Raw genomic sequence first — 22,136 nt, 5'->3', positions numbered from 1 at the left:
TATCGCGACGCGCATCACCATTCCCGTCTGATAGCGTTGCGCTCTCATCTATTCGGGGCTGTCCGACCGCGTCGCGCCAGAAGATTGGCAACGACCAGGAGTACGATCGATAGCGCCATCATCAGCGTCGCGGCGGCGGTGATGGCCGGGCTGAGCTTTTCGCGCAGTCCAATGAACATCTCGAGCGGCATGGTGCGCTGGCTGGCGCTGGCCAGGAACTGCACCACCACCACTTCATCGAAGGAGGTGACGAAAGCGAAGGCCGCGCCCGACAGCACGCCGGGCAGGATCAGCGGCAGCATCACGCGGAAAAATGCAGTCAGCGGTCTTGCCCCCGAAATCGCTGCGGCGCGCATTAGGTTGCGGTCGAAACCGGTGAGGCTGGCGCCTACTGTTACCACGACGAAGGGGCTGGCCAACGCGGTGTGCGCCAGGATGATGCCGGCATAGGTGCTGGCTAGCCCGACGCGCGCGTAGAACAGGTACGAGCCGACGGCCGTGATCACCACCGGCACGATCAACGGCGACAAAAGCAGCGGCATGATGATGCGTCGACCGGGGAATTTCTCGTCGGACAGCGCGATGGCCGTCAGCGTGCCCAGCGTGGTTGCGATCAGCGTTGTGCCGAAGGCGACGATCAGACTGTTGCCGATCGCCGATTGCCAGCGCTGAGTGCCGAGCACCACCTCGTACCAGCGCGTTGAAATTCCCTCCAGCGGGAAGATGAAGAAGGCACCGCTATTGAAGGAGAGCGGTACCGGAATCAGGATCGGCACCAGCAGGAACAGGATCACCAGTCCGCACCACAGCCAGAGCAGGGCGATGCGGACGCGTTCGCCGGTGGTGGGGTAGGGGGACAACAGCATGGCTACACCAGCTTCAGGCGGTCGAGGCCGAGGATGCGGGCGAAGATTGCGAACAGCGCCAGCGTGAAGACGAGCAGGATGAAGGAGAGCGCCGCCGCCATCTCCCAATTCAGTTCGACATTGACGTAGTTGGCGATGAAGTTGCTGATCAGCTGGTCGCTCGCGCCGCCGATCAGGGCAGGGGTGATATAGTAGCCGAGGCACAGGATGAACGTCAGCAGGCAACCTGCCATCACGCCGGGGAACACCTGCGGAATGTAGATGCGACGGAAGGCGGTGAAGGGTCGGGCGCCCAACGAATAGGCGGCCTTCATCTGCGAGGGCGGGATGGTGCGCATGACGCTGTAGATCGGCAGCAGCGTGAACGGCAGCTGGATATGGGTCATGGCGATGATGAGCCCGATACGGCTGTACATCAGGTCAAGCCGGTCGCTGGCGACGCCAACAAACAGCAGGAAGTCGTTGACCAGGCCGAATTTCTGCAGGAGCACCGTCCAGGCGGCAGTGCGGACGAGGATCGACGTCCAGAAGGGCAAAAGCACGGCCACGATTAGGATGGCGGCCAGCCCTTTCGGCACGTTGGCTATCAGATAGGCGAGCGGAAACCCGAGGACCAGCGTTGCCAATGTGACTGCGGCGGCGACGAAGAAGGTGCGCAGAAACACCTGAATGAAGATCGCCTGCTCGGGCGGCACCCGTTCGATGCCGCCATCGGCGTTCCAGCGCAGATCGAGCGCGCTGAGAAGGTAGAAGGAAGTCAAGCTCCGGGTGCCGCTCTGGATCGCCGGCCAGGTCGACGGAGCCGACCAGAATGGCACTGATTTCATGGCGTCGAGCGCAGCCTGGCCGTCAGCGTTTTCGAGCTTGCGCACCGTCTTCAGCACCTGGCTGCGCGCGCCGGGCAGGCGCGCGTTCATGCTCTTGGCCAATTGATAGGCCGTGCCCTTGCCCTGGTTGTCTTTGAGGTCCGCGGCCAGGGCGGCGAAAGCATCGTCGCCCGGCAGGCCCTGGCCGTTCCAGCCGCTCAACGCCTGCGTGGTCTTGGGCAGTGCGTCGGCGATCGTGGGATCGTACACGGCGCGCGAGAGCAGCAGCACGATCGGAATGCCGAAGCTTAGCGCCAGGAGGACCAGCAGGGGTGCCGCGAGCAGCAGCGTGCGCATTCGATCACCGAATTCGGCGCGGCGGAGCGCCGCCGACACGGATTTCAGGTCCGCATCGGCGGCTGACCGGTCGCGGGCCAGCGTCGGCCGGTCGAGTTGGCTGGGCTGGAGCGCCGACATCTGGGATCCTACTGGGCAAGCCAGGCGTTGAAGCGCTTGACGAGATCCTCGCCGTAGTCGCCCCAGAACTCGGTGTCGGCGACCAGGTACGCGCCCGCCAGATGGTCCGGAGCGTTGGGCAGCTTGGGCAGGGCGTCCGCCGCCACGAAGGACGCCGCGTCGGTGCGCACCGGCCCATAGGTGATGTAGCTGGCGAGCTTGGCGTTGTTCTTCGGATCGCTGATGTAAGCCAGATACTTGTAGGCGAGTTCCGGATTGCGCGCGCCCTTCGGGATGGCGATCATGTCGTATTCGAGGATCTGGTTGTTCCAGACGATCTTGAACGGCTTCTTGTCGTTGTCGATGGCGTTCTGGATGCGGCCGTTCCACGCGGTGGTCATAACCACCTCCTTGGAGGCGAGGAGCTGCGCCGGCTGCGCGCCGGCATCCCACCACACGATGTCCTTTTTGATCGTGTCAAGCTTCTTGAAGGCGCGGTCGACCCCTTCCGGCGTGGCCAGCACTTTATAGACGTCGGCGGGCGGGACGCCGTCGGCAAGCAGCGCCCATTCGAGATTCTGTGCCGGGAATTTGCGCATGGCGCGCTTGCCGGGGAATTTCGTTGTGTCGAAGAGGTCGAGGACCGAGGTCGGCCCGTCGTTCAGCACCGTCGGGTCATAGGCGAGGATGTCGCCGTAGGCATCGAGACCTACACCGCAATCGAGCGCCGAGCCTTCGATGAACTTGTCGCGCGGCCCGATCTTGGCATAGTCGAGCCGTTCGAGGATGCCTGCGTCGCAGCCTTGCAGCACGGTCGCGGTTTCGACCGTCACGAGGTCGATCGGTACATTGCCGGTCTCCACCATGGCTTTGACCTTGCCGAGATCGCCGAGATATTCCTGCTCGAGGATCTTGGCGCCCGTCTCCTTGGCGAACGGCTCGAACCAGGCCTTGCGCTGCGCGTCCTGCCAGGCGCCGCCGCTTGCCATGATGGACAGCTCGTCCGCGCGGACGGCACCGGCGATCGTCATGACCGCCGTGGCGGTCGCAAGCGCGAGCAGATGTGTTCTCACATGTTTCATGTCGTTTTCCCCTGTTTTGGAATGGCGCCGCCCGTTCCCGCATCGGCCGGAAAGGCGCGGCAATCATTGGGCGCGCAGGAGACCGTCACGGTCTCGCCATTCGCCATCGTCGCTTCGGGGCCGACCTTGACGATCAGCACTTGCTCGTTGGCGAGCTTGGCCACAAGGCGCAGGTGGTCGCCGAGATAGATACGTCCGTCGACCGTGGCCGGCAGCGCGTTGGCGCCGGCGGCAGCCGGCGTGAGATTGAGCCGCTCCGGCCGGATCGCGACGTGGCAAGCGCTGCCTTGCGCTACGCCGATCGCAAGCGCCGTAAGCTCGCCGCCGCCGTTCAGCCGCACGCGGCATTGCCCGCCGGAGACGCGCTCGACCATGCCTTCCAGCGTGTTGTTTTCGCCTATGAAGCTCGCCACGAACGAGCTTTGCGGTGTGTTGTAGAGGTCGTCAGGCGAGCCCAACTGGGCGATCGCGCCTTGGTTGAAAACGGCGACGCGATCCGACATCGTCAGTGCCTCGCTCTGGTCGTGCGTGACATAGACGATGGTGATGCCCAGCATCGTATGCAGTTGCTTGATCTCGAGCTGCATGTGTTCGCGCAGTTTCTTGTCGAGCGCGCCGAGCGGCTCGTCCATCAGCACCAGGCTTGGCTGGAACACCAGGGCGCGGGCAAGCGCCACCCGCTGCTGCTGTCCGCCGGATAGCTGTGTCGGCCGGCGGTCGCCGAATTGCCTCAGCCGCACCATGTCTAGCGCCCGCGCCACGCGTGATGCGATGTCAGCCTTGCTCACCTGGCGGACGGAGAGCGGGAAGCCGACATTCTCCTGGACCGTCATGTGCGGAAAAAGCGCATAATTCTGGAACACCATCCCGATGTTGCGTTGGTATGGTGGCAGGCGGTCGACCGGCTGCCCCTCCAGTGTGATCGTGCCGTGCGTTGGCCGCTCGAAGCCGGCGAGCATGTTGAGCGTCGTGGTCTTGCCTGAGCCGGAGGGGCCGAGAAGCGTCAGGAACTCGCCGCGTGCCACGGTGAGGTTCATGCGCGTCACGGCGAAGGTGCGGCCGTCATAGGATTTCTCGACCTCGGCGAATTCGACGAAGTCCTGGCTGGCGGAAGCCGCTTGAGCCGCGGCGGCTGGGATCGCGGCCTGACCGGCGATCATCGTCCGCGATCCTGGAAACTGTTGATCGATTCGAGCTTGCGATCCATGCCTCGTCCTCCCGGAAACCAGACTGCCGTCGCTGGCTACCAACTTGTATGGTCACACAATTAACGCGAAATCGACCATAGATGCAGACAACTCTGCGCGTCAAGATGGTTTTCGCAAGATTGTGTGGTTATAATCTGGCCTAGGTCATGTCGGACAAATTCTATTGTCCGGAGCGTTGTCCTGTGCTAGATGCCCAAATGAGATGTCAGTCTTCGTTTGAATCCCGCATGCTCCAAGATCTCCGTCTCGCCGAGGATGAAAGCCCGGTCTACCGCCGTCTTGCCGACGCGATTGCCGAACGCATCGCAGCCGGTACGCTGGCCGTCGGTGATCGGCTGCCGACGCAGCGCGAGATCGCGCGCGCCCTGGGTATCAACGTCACGACCGTGACGCGCGCCCTATCGACACTGCAGGAGCAGGGGCTTCTCGAAGCACGGCCTGGACGCGGCACCACGGTCGCGGCCCGAGATATCGGTGAAAGACCGGGTTTCGCATCGGCGCCCAGCGACCAGAGCGGCATTATCGACCTTTCCGTCAACCGGCCGCCCACCGCGGCCTATCTCGACGCCGTTTCGACGCTGCTGCCGCGGCTGTCCAAGGACCGGCATTATGCCGCGCTGCAGGATTATCACCCGCCGGAAGGGCCGCTCTGGGGCCGCGTGGCGATCGCCGACTGGTTCAGATCCGTCGCTGGCGACGGCGACCCAGGCCGGGTCGTGCTGGCCGCCGGCGCCCAGCATGGGCTGGATTGCGTTCTTGGCGCCGTCACCAGGCAGGGTGAGGTCGTGCTTGCTGACGAGGTCACCTATCAGGGCATAAACGCGCTGTGCCGCGTGCACGGGCTCGACTTGAGGGGCGTCGCCATGGATCGCGGCGGCATGCGCCCAGACGCCTTCGAAGCGGCTTGCGCCCAGCTTCGGGCCCGCGCGGTCTTCCTGGTGCCGACGCTGCACAATCCGACGACCACCACGCTCAGCGAAGAGCGTCGGCGCGAGCTTGCCGCAGTGGCGCGGCGCCACAACGTGCTGATCATCGAGGACGATGTCTACCGGCCGCTGGCCGACGATCCGCCGCCCTCCTTCGCAAGCCTCGAGCCCGAGCTGACGATCTATCTCGGCGCGCTGTCGAAATGCCTGGCACCAGGCCTGCGACTCGGCTTCGTCATCGCGCCGCGCCCGATCGCCGGTCAGGTGGCGGCGGCGCTGCGCATCAACTGCTGGAGCATCAGCCCGCTGACCGCGCTGATCGGCGCGAGGCTGATCGAGGAAGGGTCGGCCGCGCGCATCATCGAGATCCAGAAGCAGGAACTGCGCCAGCGTCAGGCCATCGTGAGGGACGTCCTCGGCAACTTCGATACCCAGAGCCATCCGACCTCGACTCATGTCTGGCTGCGCCTGCCGGAGCCCTGGCGCGGCGCCGGCTTTGCCCGCACCTGCCTGGAGCGCGGCGTCGCCGTGCTGCCGGGAGACGCCTTCGCCGTCGGTCGCGAGCCCGTGCAGCATGGCGTACGCATCAACGTCGGCGCGGCCCGCTCGCAGGAGGACCTGCGCTCGGCGCTGACCGCCATGGCGGAATTGCTCGCCGCCGGCCATCTACAACTGCCCGGCTTCGTCTAAACCATGATTTCGAATCCAACGGTGTCTGCAGCCAAAAGCGTCGAGATCGCGATCGTCGGCGCCGGCGTCGTTGGCCTGGCCACGGCACTACGGCTTGCCGGCGAAGGGCGCGAAGTCCTGCTCATCGATCCTAACGAACCGGGTTCTGGCGCCTCCTTCGGCAATGCCGGAACGATCGCCGAATATGCCTGCATGCCGGTCGGCAATCCCGCCGTTCTGCGCGCGCTTCCGAAGCTGCTGCTCGATCCCGACAGCCCCTTTGCGCTGCGCTGGGCTGCGCTATTCCAGCTTGCGCCGTGGCTGATCCGCTTTGTTCGCCAGTCGCTTCCGGCGGCCACCCGCGCCAACGCGATCGCGCTTGCCGGCCTGCTTGCGGAGGCCCTGCCGGCCTGGGGAGAAATGGTGCAGGAAGCCGGTCTGCAGGATCTGCTGCGCCGCAACGGCTGCCTCTATATCTACCGGCGCGAAAGCGATTTTGCCGCCTCGGCCGACGGACGGGCCTTGCGGGCCGAAATGGGTGTCCATCAGGAACTTCTCACGGCTGCGGAGGTCGCGGCGATGGAGCCGGCCTTGGCGGGCGCGGCTACCCAAGGCCTCTATTTCCCGGATTCGCTCAATATTAGCGATCCCAGGAGAGTGATGGCGCGGCTGGCGGCTGCCGCTGGCGCTCGCGGTGTGCATCCGGTGCGGACAAGCGTCACCGGTCTCGTAGCGGATGCGGGAGGCGTCCGTCTGACCGGCCCAAGTCTCGCCATCACGGCGCGAAAAGTGGTGATTGCGGCGGGCGCCCGCTCGCGGGCACTTGCCCTGCAAGCCGGCGACAGGATCCCGTTGGAGACCGAGCGCGGGTACCATCTGGAATTTCCGACGGCGGCGCCATTGCTCAACCGGCCTGTATGCCCGGTGGATCTCGGTTTCTACATGACGCCGATGGCCGGCAGGCTCCGCGTAGCCGGCACTGTTGAGCTTGGCGGGCTGGCAGCACCGCCCAATCCTCGTCGGTTGGCGCTGCTCGACCGCGGTGTACGGCACTTCTTTCCCGAACTCGGCCGGCCATCCTCCGAATGGCTCGGCTTCAGGCCCTCACTCCCCGATTCGCGTCCGGTCATCGGTCCGTCCCGCCGAAGTCCTGCCGTTATCTACGCCTTCGGGCATGGCCATCTCGGGCTGACGCTGGCGCCGATCACGGCGCGTCTTGTCGCCGATCTTGTCAGCGCGCGCGGCAACGCGGCACGCCAGGCGCCTTTTGCCGCAGACCGCTTCTGATCAACCTCGCCCCTCTGGTCCCTTCCAATTTCCCTCAAACGTGTGCAGCGGGCAGCGTGAGCGACGCGGCGGGGATAGCCATGGCTCCTATCGCAATGCGTCCTCTGCCGCGCAGCCCATTGCACAAGCGATGGTGGAACAATAGATGGTGCGGCAGGGTTCCGCCCCAACGGCCCGCTTGAACAACAGGGATCAACAACAGCATGACCGACAAGCTCGACGCAGCGAAACTGACCGATCGCGTCGCGGCGCTCGTCGAGGCCGCCAGGCGCGCCGGCGCGGATGCCGCCGACGCCGTTGCAGTACGCGGCCGCTCGGCCGGCGTGTCGGTCAGGCTCGGCAAGGTCGAAGGAACCGAATCCTCGGAAAGCGAGGATGTCTCGCTGCGCGTCTTCGTCGGCCAGCGGGTGGCGAGCGTATCGGCCACCGCCGCCTCCGATCCGAAGACGCTGGCCGAGCGCGCCGTCGCCATGGCGAGAGTTTCCCCCGAAGATCCCTTTCAAGGTCTGGCCGATCCGGCGCTGCTTGCCCGCAATTTGCGCGATCTCGATCTTTTTGACCCGACCGAGGTATCGGCCGATCAGCTGAAGGAGGCAGCGCTTGCGGCGGAAGCAGCGGCGCTTGCGGTGAAGGGGGTCACCAATTCAGCCGGAAGCAGCGCCAGCGGCGGGCTGGGAGGCCTGGTGCTGGCCACTTCGCATGGCTTCCTCGGCCAGTATGTCGCCTCGCGTTTTTCGCGCTCGACCAGCGTGATTGCCGGCGAGGGCACGGGCATGGAGCGCGACTATGAATTCTCCTCTCGCCAGCATTTCGCCGATCTCGATGCGCCGGAGGAAATCGGCCGCAAGGCCGGCGAGCGCGCCGTGCGCCGCCTCGGCGCCCGCAAGGCGGCGACCGGCCCGGTCGATGTCGTGTTCGATCCCCGCGTCGCGCGCGGGATCGCCGGCCATCTCGCCGGCGCCATCAACGGTGCCGCCGTGGCGCGCAAGACCAGCTTCCTGCGCGACATGATGGGCAAGCAGGTGGCATCGAGCGCCATCACCGTTACCGACGAGCCGCTGCGGCGTCGCGGCCAGGCCTCGCGCCCCTTCGATGGCGAAGGCGTCGAAGGCGAGAAGCTTCTGATGGTCGAGAAGGGTGTGCTGAACCACTGGTTCCTCTCGACATCGGCCGCGCGCGAGCTTGGCCTCGCCACCAATGGGCGCGGCTCGCGCAGCGGCTCTTCCGTCTCGCCGTCTTCCACCAATCTTGCCATCGAGCCGGGTGAACAGCCGCCCGAGGAGCTAATCAAGTCTCTCAAAAACGGCTTCTATGTTACTGAAGTTTTTGGTCAAGGCGTCGATATGATCACCGGTGAATACAGCCGCGGCGCCTCCGGCTTCTGGATCGAGAACGGCGCGCTCGCCTATCCGGTGGCGGAGGTGACGATCGCCTCGAACCTAAAGACCATGTTCCTCAACATGGTGGCGGCGAGCGATCTCGACCGCAATTTCGGCACCGCGGCCCCGACGCTGCTGATCGGGGGGATGACCCTTGCCGGCGCCTGATGCGGTGATTTCAACCGCAGCGCGCGAGGACCTCGCCTTGCTGCGCGACGCCGCCCGCGCGGCCGGCGCGATTGCCATGCGCTATTTCGGCAACAGCCCGCAGGTGTGGATGAAGGGCGGCACCTCGCCGGTCAGCGAGGCCGACCATGCGGCCGACGCTTATTTGCGCGAGACCTTGCTCAAGGCACGGCCGGGTTATGGCTGGCTTTCGGAGGAGACCGCGGACGACCATGCGCGCCTGTCGGCCCGCCGCACTTTCGTCGTCGACCCCATCGACGGCACGCGCGGCTTCCTCGACGGCCTGCATTCCTGGTGCGTCAGCGTCGCGGTGGTGGAGAATGGCCGCTCGTTGGCCGGTGTGCTCGAATGTCCGGCCAAGCATGAGACCTATTGGGCACTGCCGGGCGAGGGCGCTTTCCTCAACGGCAAGCGCATTCAGGTCAGGCCGCTTGCCGAGGCCATCGACATCGGTGGGCCGAAGGCGCTGATCGACCGGATGCCGGAAAAGTGGCAGGGCAGGCTGCGGCGCATGCCCTATATTCCCTCGCTGGCCTACCGGCTGGCGATGATCGCCGCCGGCAAGCTCGATGCTACATTCGTCAAGCCGAACGCTCATGACTGGGACATCGCCGCAGCGGACTTGATTCTCAGCGAGGCGGGCGGCGTCCTGCTCGACCGCAGCGGAAAGCCGCCGCGCTACGCCGGCGAGGTGATCAACCATGGCGCTCTCGCCGCCGGCAGCGGCGAGCTTCTGGGCGTCATTGCCGGGGTCGTCGCCGGGCTTGACTAGGGTGAGCCGGTCGAAGGTTCCAAAACCGGCTGCTTTGGTCTAGACCTATGACAAAATTGATGAATCTGCGAAGGATAGGCATGGCCGCGGAAGACGGAAAGAAACAGCTTTTGCACCTGGTGTTCGGCGGCGAGCTGAAAAAGCTGGGGGGAACCGAGTTCCGCGATCTCGACGCCCTCGACATCGTGGGCGTCTATCCCGACTATCAATCGGCCCATGCAGCTTGGAAAGCCAAGGCTCAGGCCAGTGTCGACAATGCTCATATGCGCTATTTCGTCGTTCACCTGCACCGGTTGCTCGACCCAGACGCAAAGGCCTCCGGTTGATACCGATGGAGCATGAAGCTGTGAAAGGGCCGACCAGGGTTCCGGCGGCCCGACGCAACGCGACGCTCTGGCGGCGGATTCGCGAGCCGCTGGCGCAGTCGGGGTTCGTCAAGAGCTTCATCGCCGGTCTGTTCGCTTGGTTTGTCCGCCTGGTGCGCCTGACCAGTCCGCTGGTCAAGGGATCGAGCCAGGTCGCCGGCGGTCCCCAGGTCGATCTCGAGCCGGGCATCATCGCGCTCTGGCACGGTCAGCATCTGCTGACGCCTGCCTTCTATCCCAAGGGCCGGCCGCTGGTCGCCATGGTTTCGCGAAGCGCCGACGCCGAGCTCAACGCGCTGATGCTCGAAAAATTCGGCATCGAGGCGGTGCGCGGATCCGGCGGCCGCGAGAATGCGCGCCACCTCGACAAGGGCGGCGCCAAGGCCTTGATCGCGCTCAAGAAGGCGCTCGTCGCCGGCAAGAACGTCGCCATGATCGCCGATATCCCGCATGGCAAGCCGCGCGACGCCGGAATGGGCATCGTGCTTTTGGCACGGCTTTCGGGCCGGCCGATCCTGCCGGCGGCGATCACCACCAGCCGCCGCAAGGTGCTGGAAAGGAGCTGGGACAAGACAACCATCAACCTGCCGTTCGGCCGCTCCGCCGTGGTGGTCGGAACACCTGTCTTCGTGCCGGCCGACGCCGACGATGCCGAGATGGAGCGCAAGCGCCAGGAGGTCACCGCCTCGCTCAACGCCGCGACCGCCGAGGCCTACCGCCTCGTGGACGGTGGCAAATGAGCGAGCGCTGGGCGCGCGCCATGCTGACGGCCTACCGCTATGCCGGCGCCGTCGCCTACCCGCTGATCGGGCCCTATGTCGCCTGGCGCGCCTCGCGCGGCAAGGAAGACCGTTACCGTCGCCGCGAGCGCTATGGCGTTGCCGGTCGGCCGCGCCCGCCTGGGCCGGTGATCTGGATCCATGCCGCCAGCGTCGGCGAAACCATTGCCGTCGTGCCGCTGGTCGAGAGCATTCTCGACTATGGCGTCAACATCGTGCTGACGACCGGCACCGTGACGTCCGCCCAGGTGGCCGACGAGCGGCTCGGCGATCGCATCATCCATCAATATGTGCCGCTCGACCTGAAACCGGCTGTCAGCCGCTTTCTCGACCATTGGCGGCCGGACCTGGCGATCATTGCCGAATCCGAGATCTGGCCGATGACCATCCTCGAACTCGGCGCCCGTCACGTGCCGCAGGTGCTGGTCAATGGCCGGCTGTCCGATCGCTCCTTCACCTCGTGGAAGAAGCGCGCCAGTGTCGCCGAGGCGCTGTTCGAGAACCTCGCCCATGTGATTGCGCAATCCGATGTCGACGGCGAACGCTTTCGCGCGCTTGGCGCGCGGCCGGTCACCGTGTCCGGCAATCTCAAGGTGGACACCAATCCGCCGCCGGTCGACGAGAGGATACTGGCCAGCTTGCAGCGTCAGATCGGGGGCCGCCCGACCTGGGCGGCGATTTCGACGCATGATGGCGAGGAAGTCGTCGCCGCGGAAGTCCACGCCACCCTCCATCGCCGCCACCATGGCCTCCTGACCATCGTCGTGCCGCGCCATCCCGACCGCGCCGACGCGCTTGCCGCGCAGATTTCCGGCATGGGGCTGAAGGTCGCGCGGCGCAGCAAGAGCGAGCGCATTTCGCCCGACACCGATATCCTGCTCGGCGACACGATCGGCGAGATGGGGCTTTACCTGCGTCTCACCGAGATCGCCTTCGTCGGCCGCTCGCTGACCTCCGAGGGCGGTCAGAACCCGCTCGAACCGGCCATGCTCGACACGGCGGTGCTCGCCGGCCGCAACGTGCAGAATTTCCGCGAGGCTTACCAGCGCCTGCTCGACCGCGGCGGCGCCAAGCTGGTGCGCGATCGCGACATGCTGGCCGGCGCGGTCAACTTCCTGCTGACCAACGAGGTGGCGCGCCAGGAGATGATTGCCGCGGGCGCTGCGACCGTCGACGAGATGCGCGGCGCGCTGGCCCGCACGCTGAAGTCGCTCGAGCCCTATATCCAGCCGCTGGTCGTCAAGGCGCGCCTGAAAGGCGCCAACGGGCGCTAGGTCCGGACCGGTGACAAGCGAAGCGCCGCCCTTCTGGTGGGAAAAGCCCGACTGGCGCGTGTTGGCGCTATCGCCGCTGTCGGCGGCCTACGGGCTTGTCGCCGGGCGCCGCATGCGGCGCGCGCCGCGCGAAAAGATGGCGGCGCCGGTGCTTTGCGTCGGCAATCTCACCGTCGGCGGCAGTGGCAAGACGCCGGTCGCGATCGCGCTGGCGAAACAGGCAAAGCGCATGCGGCTGACGCCCGGCTTCCTGTCACGCGGCCATGGTGGATCCTTCTCCAAGCCGCATGTCGTCGATGCGCATCACGATGCCGCCAAGCATGTCGGCGACGAGCCGTTGCTTCTGGCGGAGCACGCCCCGGTGGCGGTGACGCCGAACCGTGCGGCAGGCGCAAGGCTGCTGATGGAACAGCATGGCTGCGACTTCCTGATCATGGATGACGGATTCCAGTCGGCGCGCATCCACATCGACTACGCGCTGGTCGTGGTCGACGCGCGCTTCGGCATCGGCAATGGGCGTGTCATTCCCGGTGGGCCGCTGCGGGCCAAGGTCGTCGACCAGCTCGTTTTCACCAGCGGATTGCTGAAGATGGGAGAGGGCTCCGCAGCCGACGGCGTCGTGCGCCAGGCGGCTCGTGCCGGCCGGCCGATCTTCCTCGCCCTTGTCGAGCCGGCTAATCCTGGGCACTTTGCCGGCGGCCGCTTCCTCGCCTTTGCCGGGATCGGACATCCCGAAAAATTCTTCGACACGGTGCGCGGCGCCGGCGGCGAGGTCGTGCTGTCGCGCGCCTTTCCGGACCATCATGTCTATGCCGCGGACGAGCTCGCCGATCTGGCGACGCTTGCCAAGCGCGAAGGACTGCGCCTCGTCACCACCGCCAAGGATGCCGCGCGCCTGCGCCACGGCACGCCGGCCAACTTTCTGGATCAACTGGACGTGCTGGAGATCGACGCCGTGTTCGAGCTCGACCATGTCCCGGAGCGCATCATCAACGAGACGCTGGATGCGTGGCGCCAGCGCAAGATGCGGGGATAGGCCGCGATTGGGCGGCGATGCAGAAACGGGCGAGACAGAGGGGGCGCGAAGAAACGCGGCGCTTCGGTGTCCAGCGGGACGAACCTACCCCCGGCTGCGCAATTCCGGATGCGTTTCGATCTCTCGGCGCAATGAGGCTGCCGCGTTCGCATAGGGCTCCTGCCTTGCGACGCTCCAATATTTGAGCTCGTCCAGCGGAATGCTCTCGCCGGTCACCGCGCAGCGCACGAACGAGCCGGGGCTGGTGACCTGGAAATCGCCATCGAGATAACGGATGCGCGCTTCCTTGCCGCCGGGGCCTTCAAAACGGTTCATCATGAAATGACATGTGGGTTCATTGGGCTTCAATCGCCACAAATCTCGAGCAAGGTCAAGCTTGACACCCTCGCAGATGGGAAATCGACACGAGGTTCGAGCCTGGCCGGTCGTTCGCCTCGGCTCACCGCCATCGAGGTGTTGCGGCTGTGCTGGCCGCCGCCGGCTACGCGTCGTCCTGCAGGAACGCGTCGAGCTTTTCCTGCGCCAGCCCCGCCTGCTCGCCGATGCGCCGGGCAAGGTCGGCGGCCGCGGCGCGCGGACGACCTACTGGTCGATCCATCCAATAGGATATCGGATTGAGCGCGACGCGCTCGTCGACGGCCACGATCCTCCCGGACTTCAGCTGATCTTGCGTCATCGGCGGCCGCGCAAGCGCGATGCCGAGACCATGCGCGGCCGCGTCCAGCACCAGGTTGTAGTCCTCGAAGCGCCGGTCTTGCGGGCGCGGGCGATAGTCGACGTCCTGCGCCGCGAGCCACGCGCGCCAGCCGGAAGCGTCGGAATCATTGATCAGCGGGAATTTGAGCAGTCGGGCCGGGTCGCCGCGCCCGATTTCCTTTGCCAGCTCCGGCGATGCGATCGGGAAGATGTGCTCCTCGAAAAGCCGCACCGAAACGCGGCCGGGAATGCGGCCGCGCCCGCAACGCACCGAAAGGTCGATGCCCTCCTCGGCGAGGTCGGACTGGCGGTTGTCGATGTCCAGCACAATGCGCAGCCGGGTCGGGTTGTTCTCGAGCGCCGCCATGCGCGGCATCAGCCAGAGGCCGCTGACCGAAGGGATCGAGGCCAGCCGCACCACCGCGGTGCCGCGCGGCTCCACCCAACGGTCGGAATTGACCGAGATCAGCGCGAAGGCCTCGGTGGTGCGAAGGTGCAGCCGGTTGCCCTCATTGGTCAGCGTCACGCCGCGCGCGTTGCGCTCGAACACCTTGAGCCCAAGCCAGTCCTCCAGCTTGGCGATCTGGCGGCTCACCGCGCCATGGGTGAGGTTGAGTTTCTCGGCCGCCGCCGAGAAACTTCCCGTGCGCGCCGCCGCGTCAAAGGCGCGCAACGTCTCCAGCGGCAGCATCCGGTCAGAGCTGTGATCCATACTCACAGCTGACCCTCGAAATGCTCGTTTGTCAACGGGCCGGCCATCGCGTTTTCTACCTCCATGGCACTGAAAGACGGGGAATCTGTAATGAGCGCTTACACCGGCACGTTGAATGAGACACAGCGCATGGACACAACTGCTGGGATCGCGGTGGCCCTCACGGTGGTCGGCTGGGCCTCGGCCTTTCCGGCGATCCGCGCCGGCCTTGCCGCCTTCCAACCGCTCGAACTCGGGGCGTTGCGCTTTGCCATTGCGGCCGCCCCGGCCGCCATCTTTCTCGCCGTGAAGCGTCCGGCGCTGCCCAGGGTCGATGAGCTGTGGCGCTTCGCCTTCGGTGGCGCCATCTTCGTCGCGCTCTATACGGCCATGCTCAATTTCGGCGAGCTAACCGTCTCGGCGGGTGCCGCCGGCTTCATCATCAATGTCAGCCCGATCTTCACCGCCATAATGGCGATGGCGCTGCTCGGCGAGCGCTTCTCGGCGATGGCCTGGGCCGGCACGGTGATTTCGTTCACCGGCATCGGCATCATCGCGGTCGCCGACGGGCACGGCTTGCATTTCAACGCCGGCGCGCTGCTGGTGCTGGGCTCGGCGCTCTGCTCCGCGGTCAACACGATCGTGCAGAAGCCGCTCTTTGCCCGCCATCATCCGCTGACGATTGCCGCCTCCAACATGGTGCTTGGCGCGCTCTGCCTGTCTCCATTCCTGCCGGAGGCGGTCGCCCAGGCGGCGGTCGCCGATCTCGCTGGTCTCGGTGCCGTCATCTATCTCGGCGTCGTGCCCAGCCTGATCGCCTATGCCGCCTGGGCGACCGCGCTCTCGCGCTTGCCCGCCGCGCGCGCCTCGAACTTTCTTTACCTGGTCTCGCCGACCTCCGCCCTGATCGGCTTCTTCTGGCTGGGCGAGGTGCCGACACTGCTCGGTGTCATGGGGGGCGCGCTCGCGCTGGGTGGCGTGATCGTGGTGAATTTCAAGCGCTAGATCAAAGAGCAGGCTTCATCTTTCACATCGAAAAGTGCCGTTGAAAGCGGCTCTTTTCGGACCCTCACTCCGCTGCTGGCGCAGCGACCCTCCCCACACGGGGCCACAAGGGGGAGGGTTAAGGCGCGGCGCCCTACCTCCCCCTTGTGGAGAGGTCGGGCCGAAGGTCCGGGTGGGGGTCTGCGCCCTATGTGGTTTCTCACCGCCGCCCGAACAGCCTTTCGATGTCGGCGAGCTTGAGCTCGATGTAAGTCGGACGTCCGTGGTTGCAGGTGCCGGAGCCCGGGGTCGCCTCCATCTGGCGCAAAAGCGCGTTCATCTCCTCCGCCTTGAGCAGCCGGCCCGAGCGCACCGAGCCATGGCAGGCCATCGTCGCCGCTATCTTGTCCAAACGCTCCTTCAGCGTTTCGACGGTATCGTTGTCGGCGATTTCGTCGGCAAGGTCGCGCACCAGCTGCTGCACGTCGGTTTCGCCGAGCATCGATGGCGTCTCGCGCACCGCCACCGCGCCCGGCCCGAAGCGTTCCAGGCCGAGGCCGAATTTGGCGAGCGTATGCGAATGCATGGCCAGCCGCTCGGCATCCTCTTCCGGCAGGTCGACGATCTCCGGCAGCAACAGCATCTGCGAAGGCACGGCGCGCGCATGCAGCGCGTTCTTCAGCGCTTCGTAGACAAGCCGCTCATGCGCGGCATGCTGGTCGACGATAACCAGCGAATCCCTCGTCTGTGCGACGATGTAATTCTCATGCACCTGCGCGCGTGCCGCGCCCAGCACCATCCCGAGCAACGCTTCGGCCGGCGCGCTCTCGCCGGCCCGCGCATCGGCGCTGGCAAGCGGCCCGGTATCGAAGGCCGCCTGGTCGTTCTCCGCGAAGCCGCCCCTTTGCTGCCGAGGATCGCCATAACCCGTGTCGAGCGGACGCTGCGGCGAGCGCGCCAAATTCGAACCATGATCGAAGCCGCTGAAGCCGGAGGCGCGATAGGCCGCATCGTAGCTGCGGTGTCCGTTGGCGGGGCCAGGATGCGCGAAGGGCGCCGCGCCCGGCCGGAACGCCGCCATCATGCCGGCGGCGCCCGAGGTGGCAGCCCGGATGCCGGCGCCGGCCAGTGCCTCGCGGATGGCGCCGACGATCAGTCCCCGCACCAGGCCCGGATCGCGGAAGCGCACATCGGCCTTGGCCGGATGAACGTTGACGTCGACAGTTGCCGGATCGAGCGAAAGAAAAAGCACCGTCACCGCGTGCCGGTCGCGCGGCAGGACATCGGCGAAAGCGCCGCGAATCGCGCCGGCAATCAGCTTGTCGCGCACCGGCCTGCCGTTGACATAGGCATATTGCTGCAGCGCGTTGGCGCGCGTGTAGGACGGGATCGAGACGTGGCCGGCAAGATGAACGCCGTCGCGGACTGCATCGATGGCGATGGCGTTATCGGGAAAGGCGGTGCCCATCACCTGCGCGACGCGGGCGAGCCGGCCTTCGGGCGTGTCGCTTGTTGCCGGCAGCTCCAGGGTCGAGCGGTCGGCGCCGGCGAGCGTGAAGCGCACGTGGGGGAAGGCGATGGCGATGCGCTTGACCACGTCGCTCGTGGCCGAGCTTTCGGCCCGCTCGCCTTTCATGAATTTGAGCCTGGCCGGTGTGGCGAAGAACAGGTCGCGCACCTCGACCGTGGTGCCGCGATTGGCCGCCGCCGGCCTGACGGGCAGGAGACGGCCGCCCTCGATGCCGATCTCGGCCGCGCTATCGCCGCTGGCTGTTCGCGAGCGGATCGACAGCCGCGCGACGGAGCCGATCGATGGCAGGGCCTCGCCGCGGAAGCCAAGCGAGCGGATGTCGTGGATGTCGTCGGCAAGCTTGGAGGTGCAGTGACGGGCGACCGCCAGCGCCAGCTCCGGTTCGGGGATGCCGGAGCCATCGTCGGTGACGCGGATCAGGTTCAGGCCGCCCCCAGCGGTGACCACCTCGATGCGCGAAGCACCGGCGTCGAGCGCGTTTTCGACCAGTTCCTTGACCACGCTCGCAGGACGCTCGATGACCTCGCCGGCGGCGATCTGGTTGATCATCGTTTCGGAAAGCTGGCGGATGGGCATGGCGCGATTATAGGCGGATTCGCGGCGCATGCGGGAGGGACTAGTTCGATTGCCTCGCCTGCGCTGCCAGCCAATCCCGTACCTTGCGCGCGTTGTCGCTGAGCTCTCGGTTCTTCGGCCAGATCACGTAGAACGCGATCCCGGTCCTGAGCACATGATTGGTCAGCGGCACCAGCAGTTCCGCCGCAACGAGGCGCTCGACAAGGTGCCGCCACCCGAGGGCGATGCCTTGTCCTTCCATCACCGCCTGGATCACAAGGGCGTAGTCGTTGATGCGCAGTCCGCGTTCGGCATTGCGCAGGCTGGTCCCGGCGGATGCGAACCATTCGTCCCAGTTCGGGGCCTCGCGGTAGGGCTCCTCGAGATGGATGAGCCGGTGCGTGGCCAGTTCCGCGACGGTCTCGGGCGGCCCGAACTTCGCCAGATAGCCGGGGCCAGCGACCGGGAAGATCTCTTCGTCGGCGAGGGGCAGCGAATGATAGTCCGGCCAGTGCGCGGGCAAGCCGCCGCGCACGCCGAGCGGGATGCCTTCGGCGATGATGTCGAGGTCGCGGTCGGCGGTCTGGATGCGCAGATCAATGCCCGGCAGCGCGTCGCGGAACTGCTGCAGGCGCGGCATCATCCAGAAGGAGCCGAACGCCGTCGATGCGGCAACCGTCACATGCCCGCCGGTCGCCTGCAGGCGAAGGTCCTCGGCCGACTTGCGGATATGCGACAGGCCCAGCGAGACATCGGCATGGAAGCGCTCGCCGGCCTCCGTCAGGAGCACCTGGCGGTGGCGGCGCTGGAAGAGCTTGACGCCGAGCTGCTCCTCCAGGCCACGCACCGCGTAAGAAACGGCGGCTTGCGTCATGCCGAGCTCGCGCCCGGCGGCGGTGAAGCTCGACAGCCGGCCTGCCGCCTCGAAGACAATCAGGCTGCCGGCCGAGGGGAGAAGTTGACGCAGATTTCGCATAAGCATAGCTTATACTAGAGATCAGGATTTTCCAGCGTCACAGTCACATTTCGCCTCGCTAAGTTGACCGGAACTGGAAGGGATGGAGGTTCCATGAACGGACTGGCTGCGGAAGCGACCGAACCTACTCATCGTCGCGGTGGCGGCCGCCTTGGGCGCAAGGCGCTGAGGAGCGCGCCGATTGCGTCGTTCCCGACCTTGGTCCGTCAAATTCCCGTCTATCAGATCGTTCCCGACGAAGCGGTGGAACTGATCAACCAAGAGTCGCTCAGCATTCTTGAAGAGGTCGGCTGCGAGTTCCGCGACGAGGAAGCGATCGCCCAGTGGAAGGCGGCCGGCGCCGACGTCAAGGAGACGCGAGTCCGCATCGACCGCGCATTGCTGCTGGAGCTCGTGTCGAAGGTCCCGTCGGAATTCACCCTCAACGCGCGCAACCCTGAGCGCACCGTGCGGGTCGGCGGCAAGAACTCGATCTTCGTGCCGATGTATGGCGCACCCTATGTGCGTGACCTCGACAACAATCGGCGCTACGGCACGCTGGCCGATCTCAACAACTTGCACAAGCTTGCCTACATGGCGCCGGCGCTGCATTCGTCGAGCTCGATCATCTGCGAGCCGATGGAGATTCCGGTGCCGAAGCGCCATCTCCACATTATCCATTCGGCGCTTAAGCACTCCGACAAGCCGTTCATGGGCATCGTGACGTCCAAGGAGCGGGCCGAAGACACAATGGCGATGGCCGGCATCGTCTTCGGCGAAGACTTCGTCCGCGACAACCCGGTGCTGGTTTCGATCACCAACTGCAATTCGCCGCTGGTGTGGGACGCCACCATGATCGACGCCATGAGGGTCTATGCCCGCAACAGCCAGCCGCTGATCCTGGCGCCTTTTGCGCTGTGCGGCGCGTCGACCTCGGCCTCCGCGGTCGGCGCGGTCGCGCAGGTCAACGCCGAGGCGCTTGCGGGTGTCGCCTTTACCCAGCTCATTCGCCCGGGCTCGCCGCAGATCTACGGCCAGTTCATGGTCACCGTCGACATGAAGACCGGCGCCCCGATGGGCGGCACGCCGGAAGCCGCCCAGATGATGTATCTGATGGGCGCGCTGGCGCGGAAGTACAAGCTGCCGTGGCGCACCTCCGGCTTCCATGTCGGTTCGAAGCTCAATGACGCCCAGGCTGGTTACGAAGCGAACATGCTGATGCACGCGGCGATCCTTGCCGGGGCCAATTATATCTGGCACTCGGCCGGCTGGCTCGAGGCGGGTCTCACCTGCGGCTTTTCGAAATTCGCCACCGACTGCGAGCAGCTTGCCGGCTGGTACAAATATGCCGGCGGCGTTTCCTTCGATGATTTCAAGGAGGCGATGGCGGCGGTGCGCGAGGTCGGGCCGCAAGGGCACTTCCTCGGTACCCAGCACACGCTCGATCATTTCGAGAAGGCCTTTTTCATGCCGACCATCATGGACTACAACTCCTTCGAGCAATGGAGCGCCGAGGGTGCGAAGGATCATGACACGCGCGGTCGGGAGAAGGCTCGCAGCATGCTCGCTGATTACCAGGAGCCGAAGCTCGACGAGGGCATTGCCGAGGGCCTCAGAGATTTTGTAGCGCGACGCGAGGCAACGCTGCCTGATAGTGTTAGTTGAGAGAAAGAATGGGCGAAAACCCGCTCAAACCAATGGGAGAAAGAAAATGACGATTTTCAAAAGCAACGGCGACCGCGTTCCCGGCGCGATCGAGGCAATGGCCGAGGACGCACGGGCCGGCCGCATGGACCGGCGCGAATTCCTGGCGCTGGCAAGCGCTTTCGGCGCCTCCACGGCTTTTGCCTATGGCATGATCGGCCTTGCCGCGCCGACCAAAGCGCTGGCCGAGGAGCCCAAGAAGGGTGGCACGCTGCATGTCTCTATGTCGGTCAAGGCGCAGAAGGATCCGCGCACCTATGACTGGACGGAGATGGCAAACGTCACCCGCACCTGGCTGGAGCCGCTGGTGCGCTACACGCACCAGTTCACCTTCGAGCCGGTCCTGCTCGAAAGCTGGGACGTCAATGACGACGCCACCGAATACACCCTGCATCTGCGCAAGGGCGTGACCTGGAACAATGGCGATGCCTTCAACGCCGATGACGTGGTCGCCAACCTGAACCGCTGGTGCGAGAAGGGCGCTTCCGGCAATTCCATGGCCGCTCGCGTCGGCGCGCTGATCGACGCCAAGACGGGGAAGGCAAAGGATGGCGCGATCACCAAGGTCGATGACCTCACCGTCAAGCTCAAGCTCAACGAACCCGATATCGCGATCATACCGGGCTTCACCGACTATCCGGCGCTGGTCGTGCATCGCGACTTCGACAAGGACGGCGCCGACCCGATCAAGAAGCCGATCGGTACGGGAGCTTTCGAACTGGTGTCCTATGACGTCGGCCAGAAGGCGGTCGTCAAGCGTCGCGAGAACGGCAAGTGGTGGGGCGGCGAAGCGCCGCTCGACAGTGTCGAGTTCATTGACTACGGCACTGACTTCAACGCCACGGTGAACGCCTTCGATTCCGGCGAGATCGACCTCGATTTCGAAACGCCGGCCGACTTTATCGACGCCCTCGACAAGATGGATCTGGTGAAGTCGGAGGTCGCCACGGCGACCACGCTTGTTGCCCGCACCAACATCACGCACAAACCCTATGACGACCAGCGGGTGCGCAACGCGCTGCAGATGGCAGTCGACAACAATGCCGTCATGCAACTCGGCTACGCCGGGCGCGGCACGGTGGGCGAGAACCATCACGTCAGCCCGATCCATCCCGAATACTACCCTCTGCCCAAGAAGACGCGGGACGCTGCCGCCGCCAAGAAGCTGATGGCGGATGCCGGACAGGCCGACTTCGAGCATGAACTTATCACGGTCGAGGACGAATGGCAGAAGAACACCGGCGATGCGATCGCCGGCCAATTGCGCGAGGCCGGTATCAAGGTGAAGCGTACCGTGCTTCCGGGCTCGACCTTCTGGAACGATTGGACGAAATATCCTTATTCGATGACGATCTGGTACATGCGTCCGCTCGGCGTTCAGGTGCTTGCGCTCGGCTATCGCTCGGGAGAGGCCTGGAACGAGACGGCCTTTGCCAATCCGGATTTCGACGCCAAGCTCAAGCAAGCACTTTCGCTCGCCGATCCCGACAAGCGCAAGGAAGTCATGAAGGACGTCGAGCAGATCCTGCAGGATTCCGGCGTCATCATCCAGCCGTTCTGGCAGAAGCTCTACTGCCACATGAACAAGAAGGTGAAGAACTACGGAATGCACCAGACCTACGAAATGGACTTTCAGAACGTCTGGCTGGATGCCTGAGCCCACTCCCAGGGCTGATCTGGGCCGGCACCTGTTCGTTCAGATGCCGGCCGACTTTTCGATATCGAACCTACAGCAAGGTCAGAGCTTTCCGACGAGGAACTTGTGCAGCGGATGCATGACTGCCTCTATGACGGACTGAAGGAAGAAATCGAGCAAGGCACCCACATTCTTCTCTACAGGCGAAAACAGACGCGGAAAGAGTTTTGACATCTCAGGTTCACCTGCAAATTGGTTGGCTGAACATGCAGAATTCGCTTACCTGCCTCAAC

The 22,136-nt window shown here is 65.2% G+C and carries 19 protein-coding genes and 1 pseudogene; 12 read left to right on the top strand and 8 right to left on the bottom strand.

The genetic code is table 11. The features are described 5' to 3' along the window. Nucleotides 1–44: 44 nt before the first annotated feature. From EN818_RS04390 to EN818_RS04375, 4 genes are read right to left on the bottom strand one after another with little or no spacing between them, the layout of a single operon-like run. Entirely contained in the window at nucleotides 45–866 is an 822-nt protein-coding gene (locus EN818_RS04390; protein WP_095809098.1) for an ABC transporter permease, read from the bottom strand. Between the two features lie 2 nt (nucleotides 867–868). Further along, nucleotides 869–2,149, bottom strand: coding sequence for an ABC transporter permease (locus tag EN818_RS04385; RefSeq protein ID WP_095809097.1), 1,281 nt, complete (start codon nucleotides 2,147–2,149; stop codon nucleotides 869–871). A gap of 8 nt (nucleotides 2,150–2,157) precedes the next feature. Continuing rightward, entirely contained in the window at nucleotides 2,158–3,210 is a 1,053-nt protein-coding gene (locus tag EN818_RS04380) for an ABC transporter substrate-binding protein (protein WP_129552795.1), read from the bottom strand. After that, nucleotides 3,207–4,370, bottom strand: a complete 1,164-nt coding sequence (locus EN818_RS04375) for an ABC transporter ATP-binding protein (RefSeq protein WP_095809095.1) — start codon at nucleotides 4,368–4,370, stop codon at nucleotides 3,207–3,209. Before EN818_RS04375 ends, EN818_RS04380 begins: the two co-directional genes overlap by 4 nt. A gap of 275 nt (nucleotides 4,371–4,645) precedes the next feature. Between EN818_RS04375 and EN818_RS04370 the strand changes: the two genes are divergently transcribed. The 8 genes from EN818_RS04370 (at nucleotide 4,646) to lpxK (ending at nucleotide 13,091) form a co-directional block, all read left to right on the top strand. Continuing rightward, a complete protein-coding gene (locus tag EN818_RS04370) occupies nucleotides 4,646–6,034 on the top strand; it encodes a PLP-dependent aminotransferase family protein (RefSeq protein WP_095809094.1) in 1,389 nt (462 codons plus the stop codon). Between the two features lie 21 nt (nucleotides 6,035–6,055). Then, nucleotides 6,056–7,300, top strand: a complete 1,245-nt coding sequence (locus EN818_RS04365) for an FAD-dependent oxidoreductase (RefSeq protein WP_095809142.1) — start codon at nucleotides 6,056–6,058, stop codon at nucleotides 7,298–7,300. 203 nt (nucleotides 7,301–7,503) lie between these two features. Next, on the top strand, nucleotides 7,504–8,847 hold the full coding sequence (locus EN818_RS04360; protein WP_095809093.1) for a TldD/PmbA family protein: 1,344 nt from the start codon (nucleotides 7,504–7,506) through the stop codon (nucleotides 8,845–8,847). Continuing rightward, complete coding sequence (locus EN818_RS04355; RefSeq protein ID WP_095809092.1) at nucleotides 8,834–9,637, top strand: 3'(2'),5'-bisphosphate nucleotidase CysQ; 804 nt, start codon at nucleotides 8,834–8,836, stop codon at nucleotides 9,635–9,637. The genes EN818_RS04360 and EN818_RS04355 overlap by 14 nt, the downstream gene beginning before the upstream one ends. A gap of 80 nt (nucleotides 9,638–9,717) precedes the next feature. Then, entirely contained in the window at nucleotides 9,718–9,963 is a 246-nt protein-coding gene (locus EN818_RS04350; protein WP_095809141.1) for a DUF4170 domain-containing protein, read from the top strand. A gap of 5 nt (nucleotides 9,964–9,968) precedes the next feature. After that, a complete protein-coding gene (locus tag EN818_RS04345; protein ID WP_095809091.1) occupies nucleotides 9,969–10,742 on the top strand; it encodes a lysophospholipid acyltransferase family protein in 774 nt (257 codons plus the stop codon). Continuing rightward, nucleotides 10,739–12,055: a lipid IV(A) 3-deoxy-D-manno-octulosonic acid transferase gene (gene waaA, locus EN818_RS04340; protein WP_095809090.1), complete on the top strand. Its 1,317-nt coding sequence runs from the start codon at nucleotides 10,739–10,741 to the stop codon at nucleotides 12,053–12,055. The genes EN818_RS04345 and waaA overlap by 4 nt, the downstream gene beginning before the upstream one ends. Before the next feature lie 10 nt (nucleotides 12,056–12,065). Beyond that, the gene (lpxK, locus tag EN818_RS04335; RefSeq protein ID WP_095809089.1) at nucleotides 12,066–13,091 is read left to right on the top strand and encodes a tetraacyldisaccharide 4'-kinase; all 1,026 of its coding nucleotides are present in this window, start codon (nucleotides 12,066–12,068) and stop codon (nucleotides 13,089–13,091) included. An 84-nt stretch (nucleotides 13,092–13,175) separates the two neighbouring features. On the opposite strand, the gene EN818_RS04330 is transcribed toward lpxK, so the two are convergent. Next, entirely contained in the window at nucleotides 13,176–13,409 is a 234-nt protein-coding gene (locus EN818_RS04330) for a DUF2093 domain-containing protein (RefSeq protein WP_095809088.1), read from the bottom strand. Between the two features lie 163 nt (nucleotides 13,410–13,572). Next, nucleotides 13,573–14,499 (bottom strand): LysR substrate-binding domain-containing protein, encoded by a 927-nt coding sequence (locus EN818_RS04325; RefSeq protein ID WP_095809087.1) that lies wholly within the window; start codon nucleotides 14,497–14,499, stop codon nucleotides 13,573–13,575. A 90-nt stretch (nucleotides 14,500–14,589) separates the two neighbouring features. Between EN818_RS04325 and EN818_RS04320 the strand changes: the two genes are divergently transcribed. Then, complete coding sequence (locus EN818_RS04320; RefSeq protein WP_095809086.1) at nucleotides 14,590–15,483, top strand: DMT family transporter; 894 nt, start codon at nucleotides 14,590–14,592, stop codon at nucleotides 15,481–15,483. Between the two features lie 199 nt (nucleotides 15,484–15,682). On the opposite strand, the gene mutL is transcribed toward EN818_RS04320, so the two are convergent. Beyond that, nucleotides 15,683–17,569, bottom strand: coding sequence for a DNA mismatch repair endonuclease MutL (gene mutL / locus EN818_RS04315; RefSeq protein ID WP_135904095.1), 1,887 nt, complete (start codon nucleotides 17,567–17,569; stop codon nucleotides 15,683–15,685). Between the two features lie 40 nt (nucleotides 17,570–17,609). Continuing rightward, nucleotides 17,610–18,524 (bottom strand): LysR substrate-binding domain-containing protein, encoded by a 915-nt coding sequence (locus EN818_RS04310; protein WP_129552793.1) that lies wholly within the window; start codon nucleotides 18,522–18,524, stop codon nucleotides 17,610–17,612. Between the two features lie 93 nt (nucleotides 18,525–18,617). Between EN818_RS04310 and EN818_RS04305 the strand changes: the two genes are divergently transcribed. From EN818_RS04305 to EN818_RS33500, 3 genes and pseudogenes are all read left to right on the top strand, one after another. Then, the gene (locus EN818_RS04305; RefSeq protein ID WP_095809084.1) at nucleotides 18,618–20,168 is read left to right on the top strand and encodes a trimethylamine methyltransferase family protein; all 1,551 of its coding nucleotides are present in this window, start codon (nucleotides 18,618–18,620) and stop codon (nucleotides 20,166–20,168) included. 46 nt (nucleotides 20,169–20,214) lie between these two features. Beyond that, entirely contained in the window at nucleotides 20,215–21,864 is a 1,650-nt protein-coding gene (locus EN818_RS04300; RefSeq protein WP_095809083.1) for an ABC transporter substrate-binding protein, read from the top strand. Nucleotides 21,865–21,978: 114 nt separating this feature from the next. Next, a pseudogene (locus EN818_RS33500) lies at nucleotides 21,979–22,047 on the top strand (cobalamin-binding protein); the annotation flags it as partial. Nucleotides 22,048–22,136 lie beyond the last annotated feature (89 nt).

This window comes from Mesorhizobium sp. M3A.F.Ca.ET.175.01.1.1, assembly GCF_004791945.1.
Taxonomy (GTDB): domain Bacteria; phylum Pseudomonadota; class Alphaproteobacteria; order Rhizobiales; family Rhizobiaceae; genus Mesorhizobium.
Note: the sequence above shows the minus strand (reverse complement) of the source record. Positions and strands in the feature narration are given on the sequence as shown.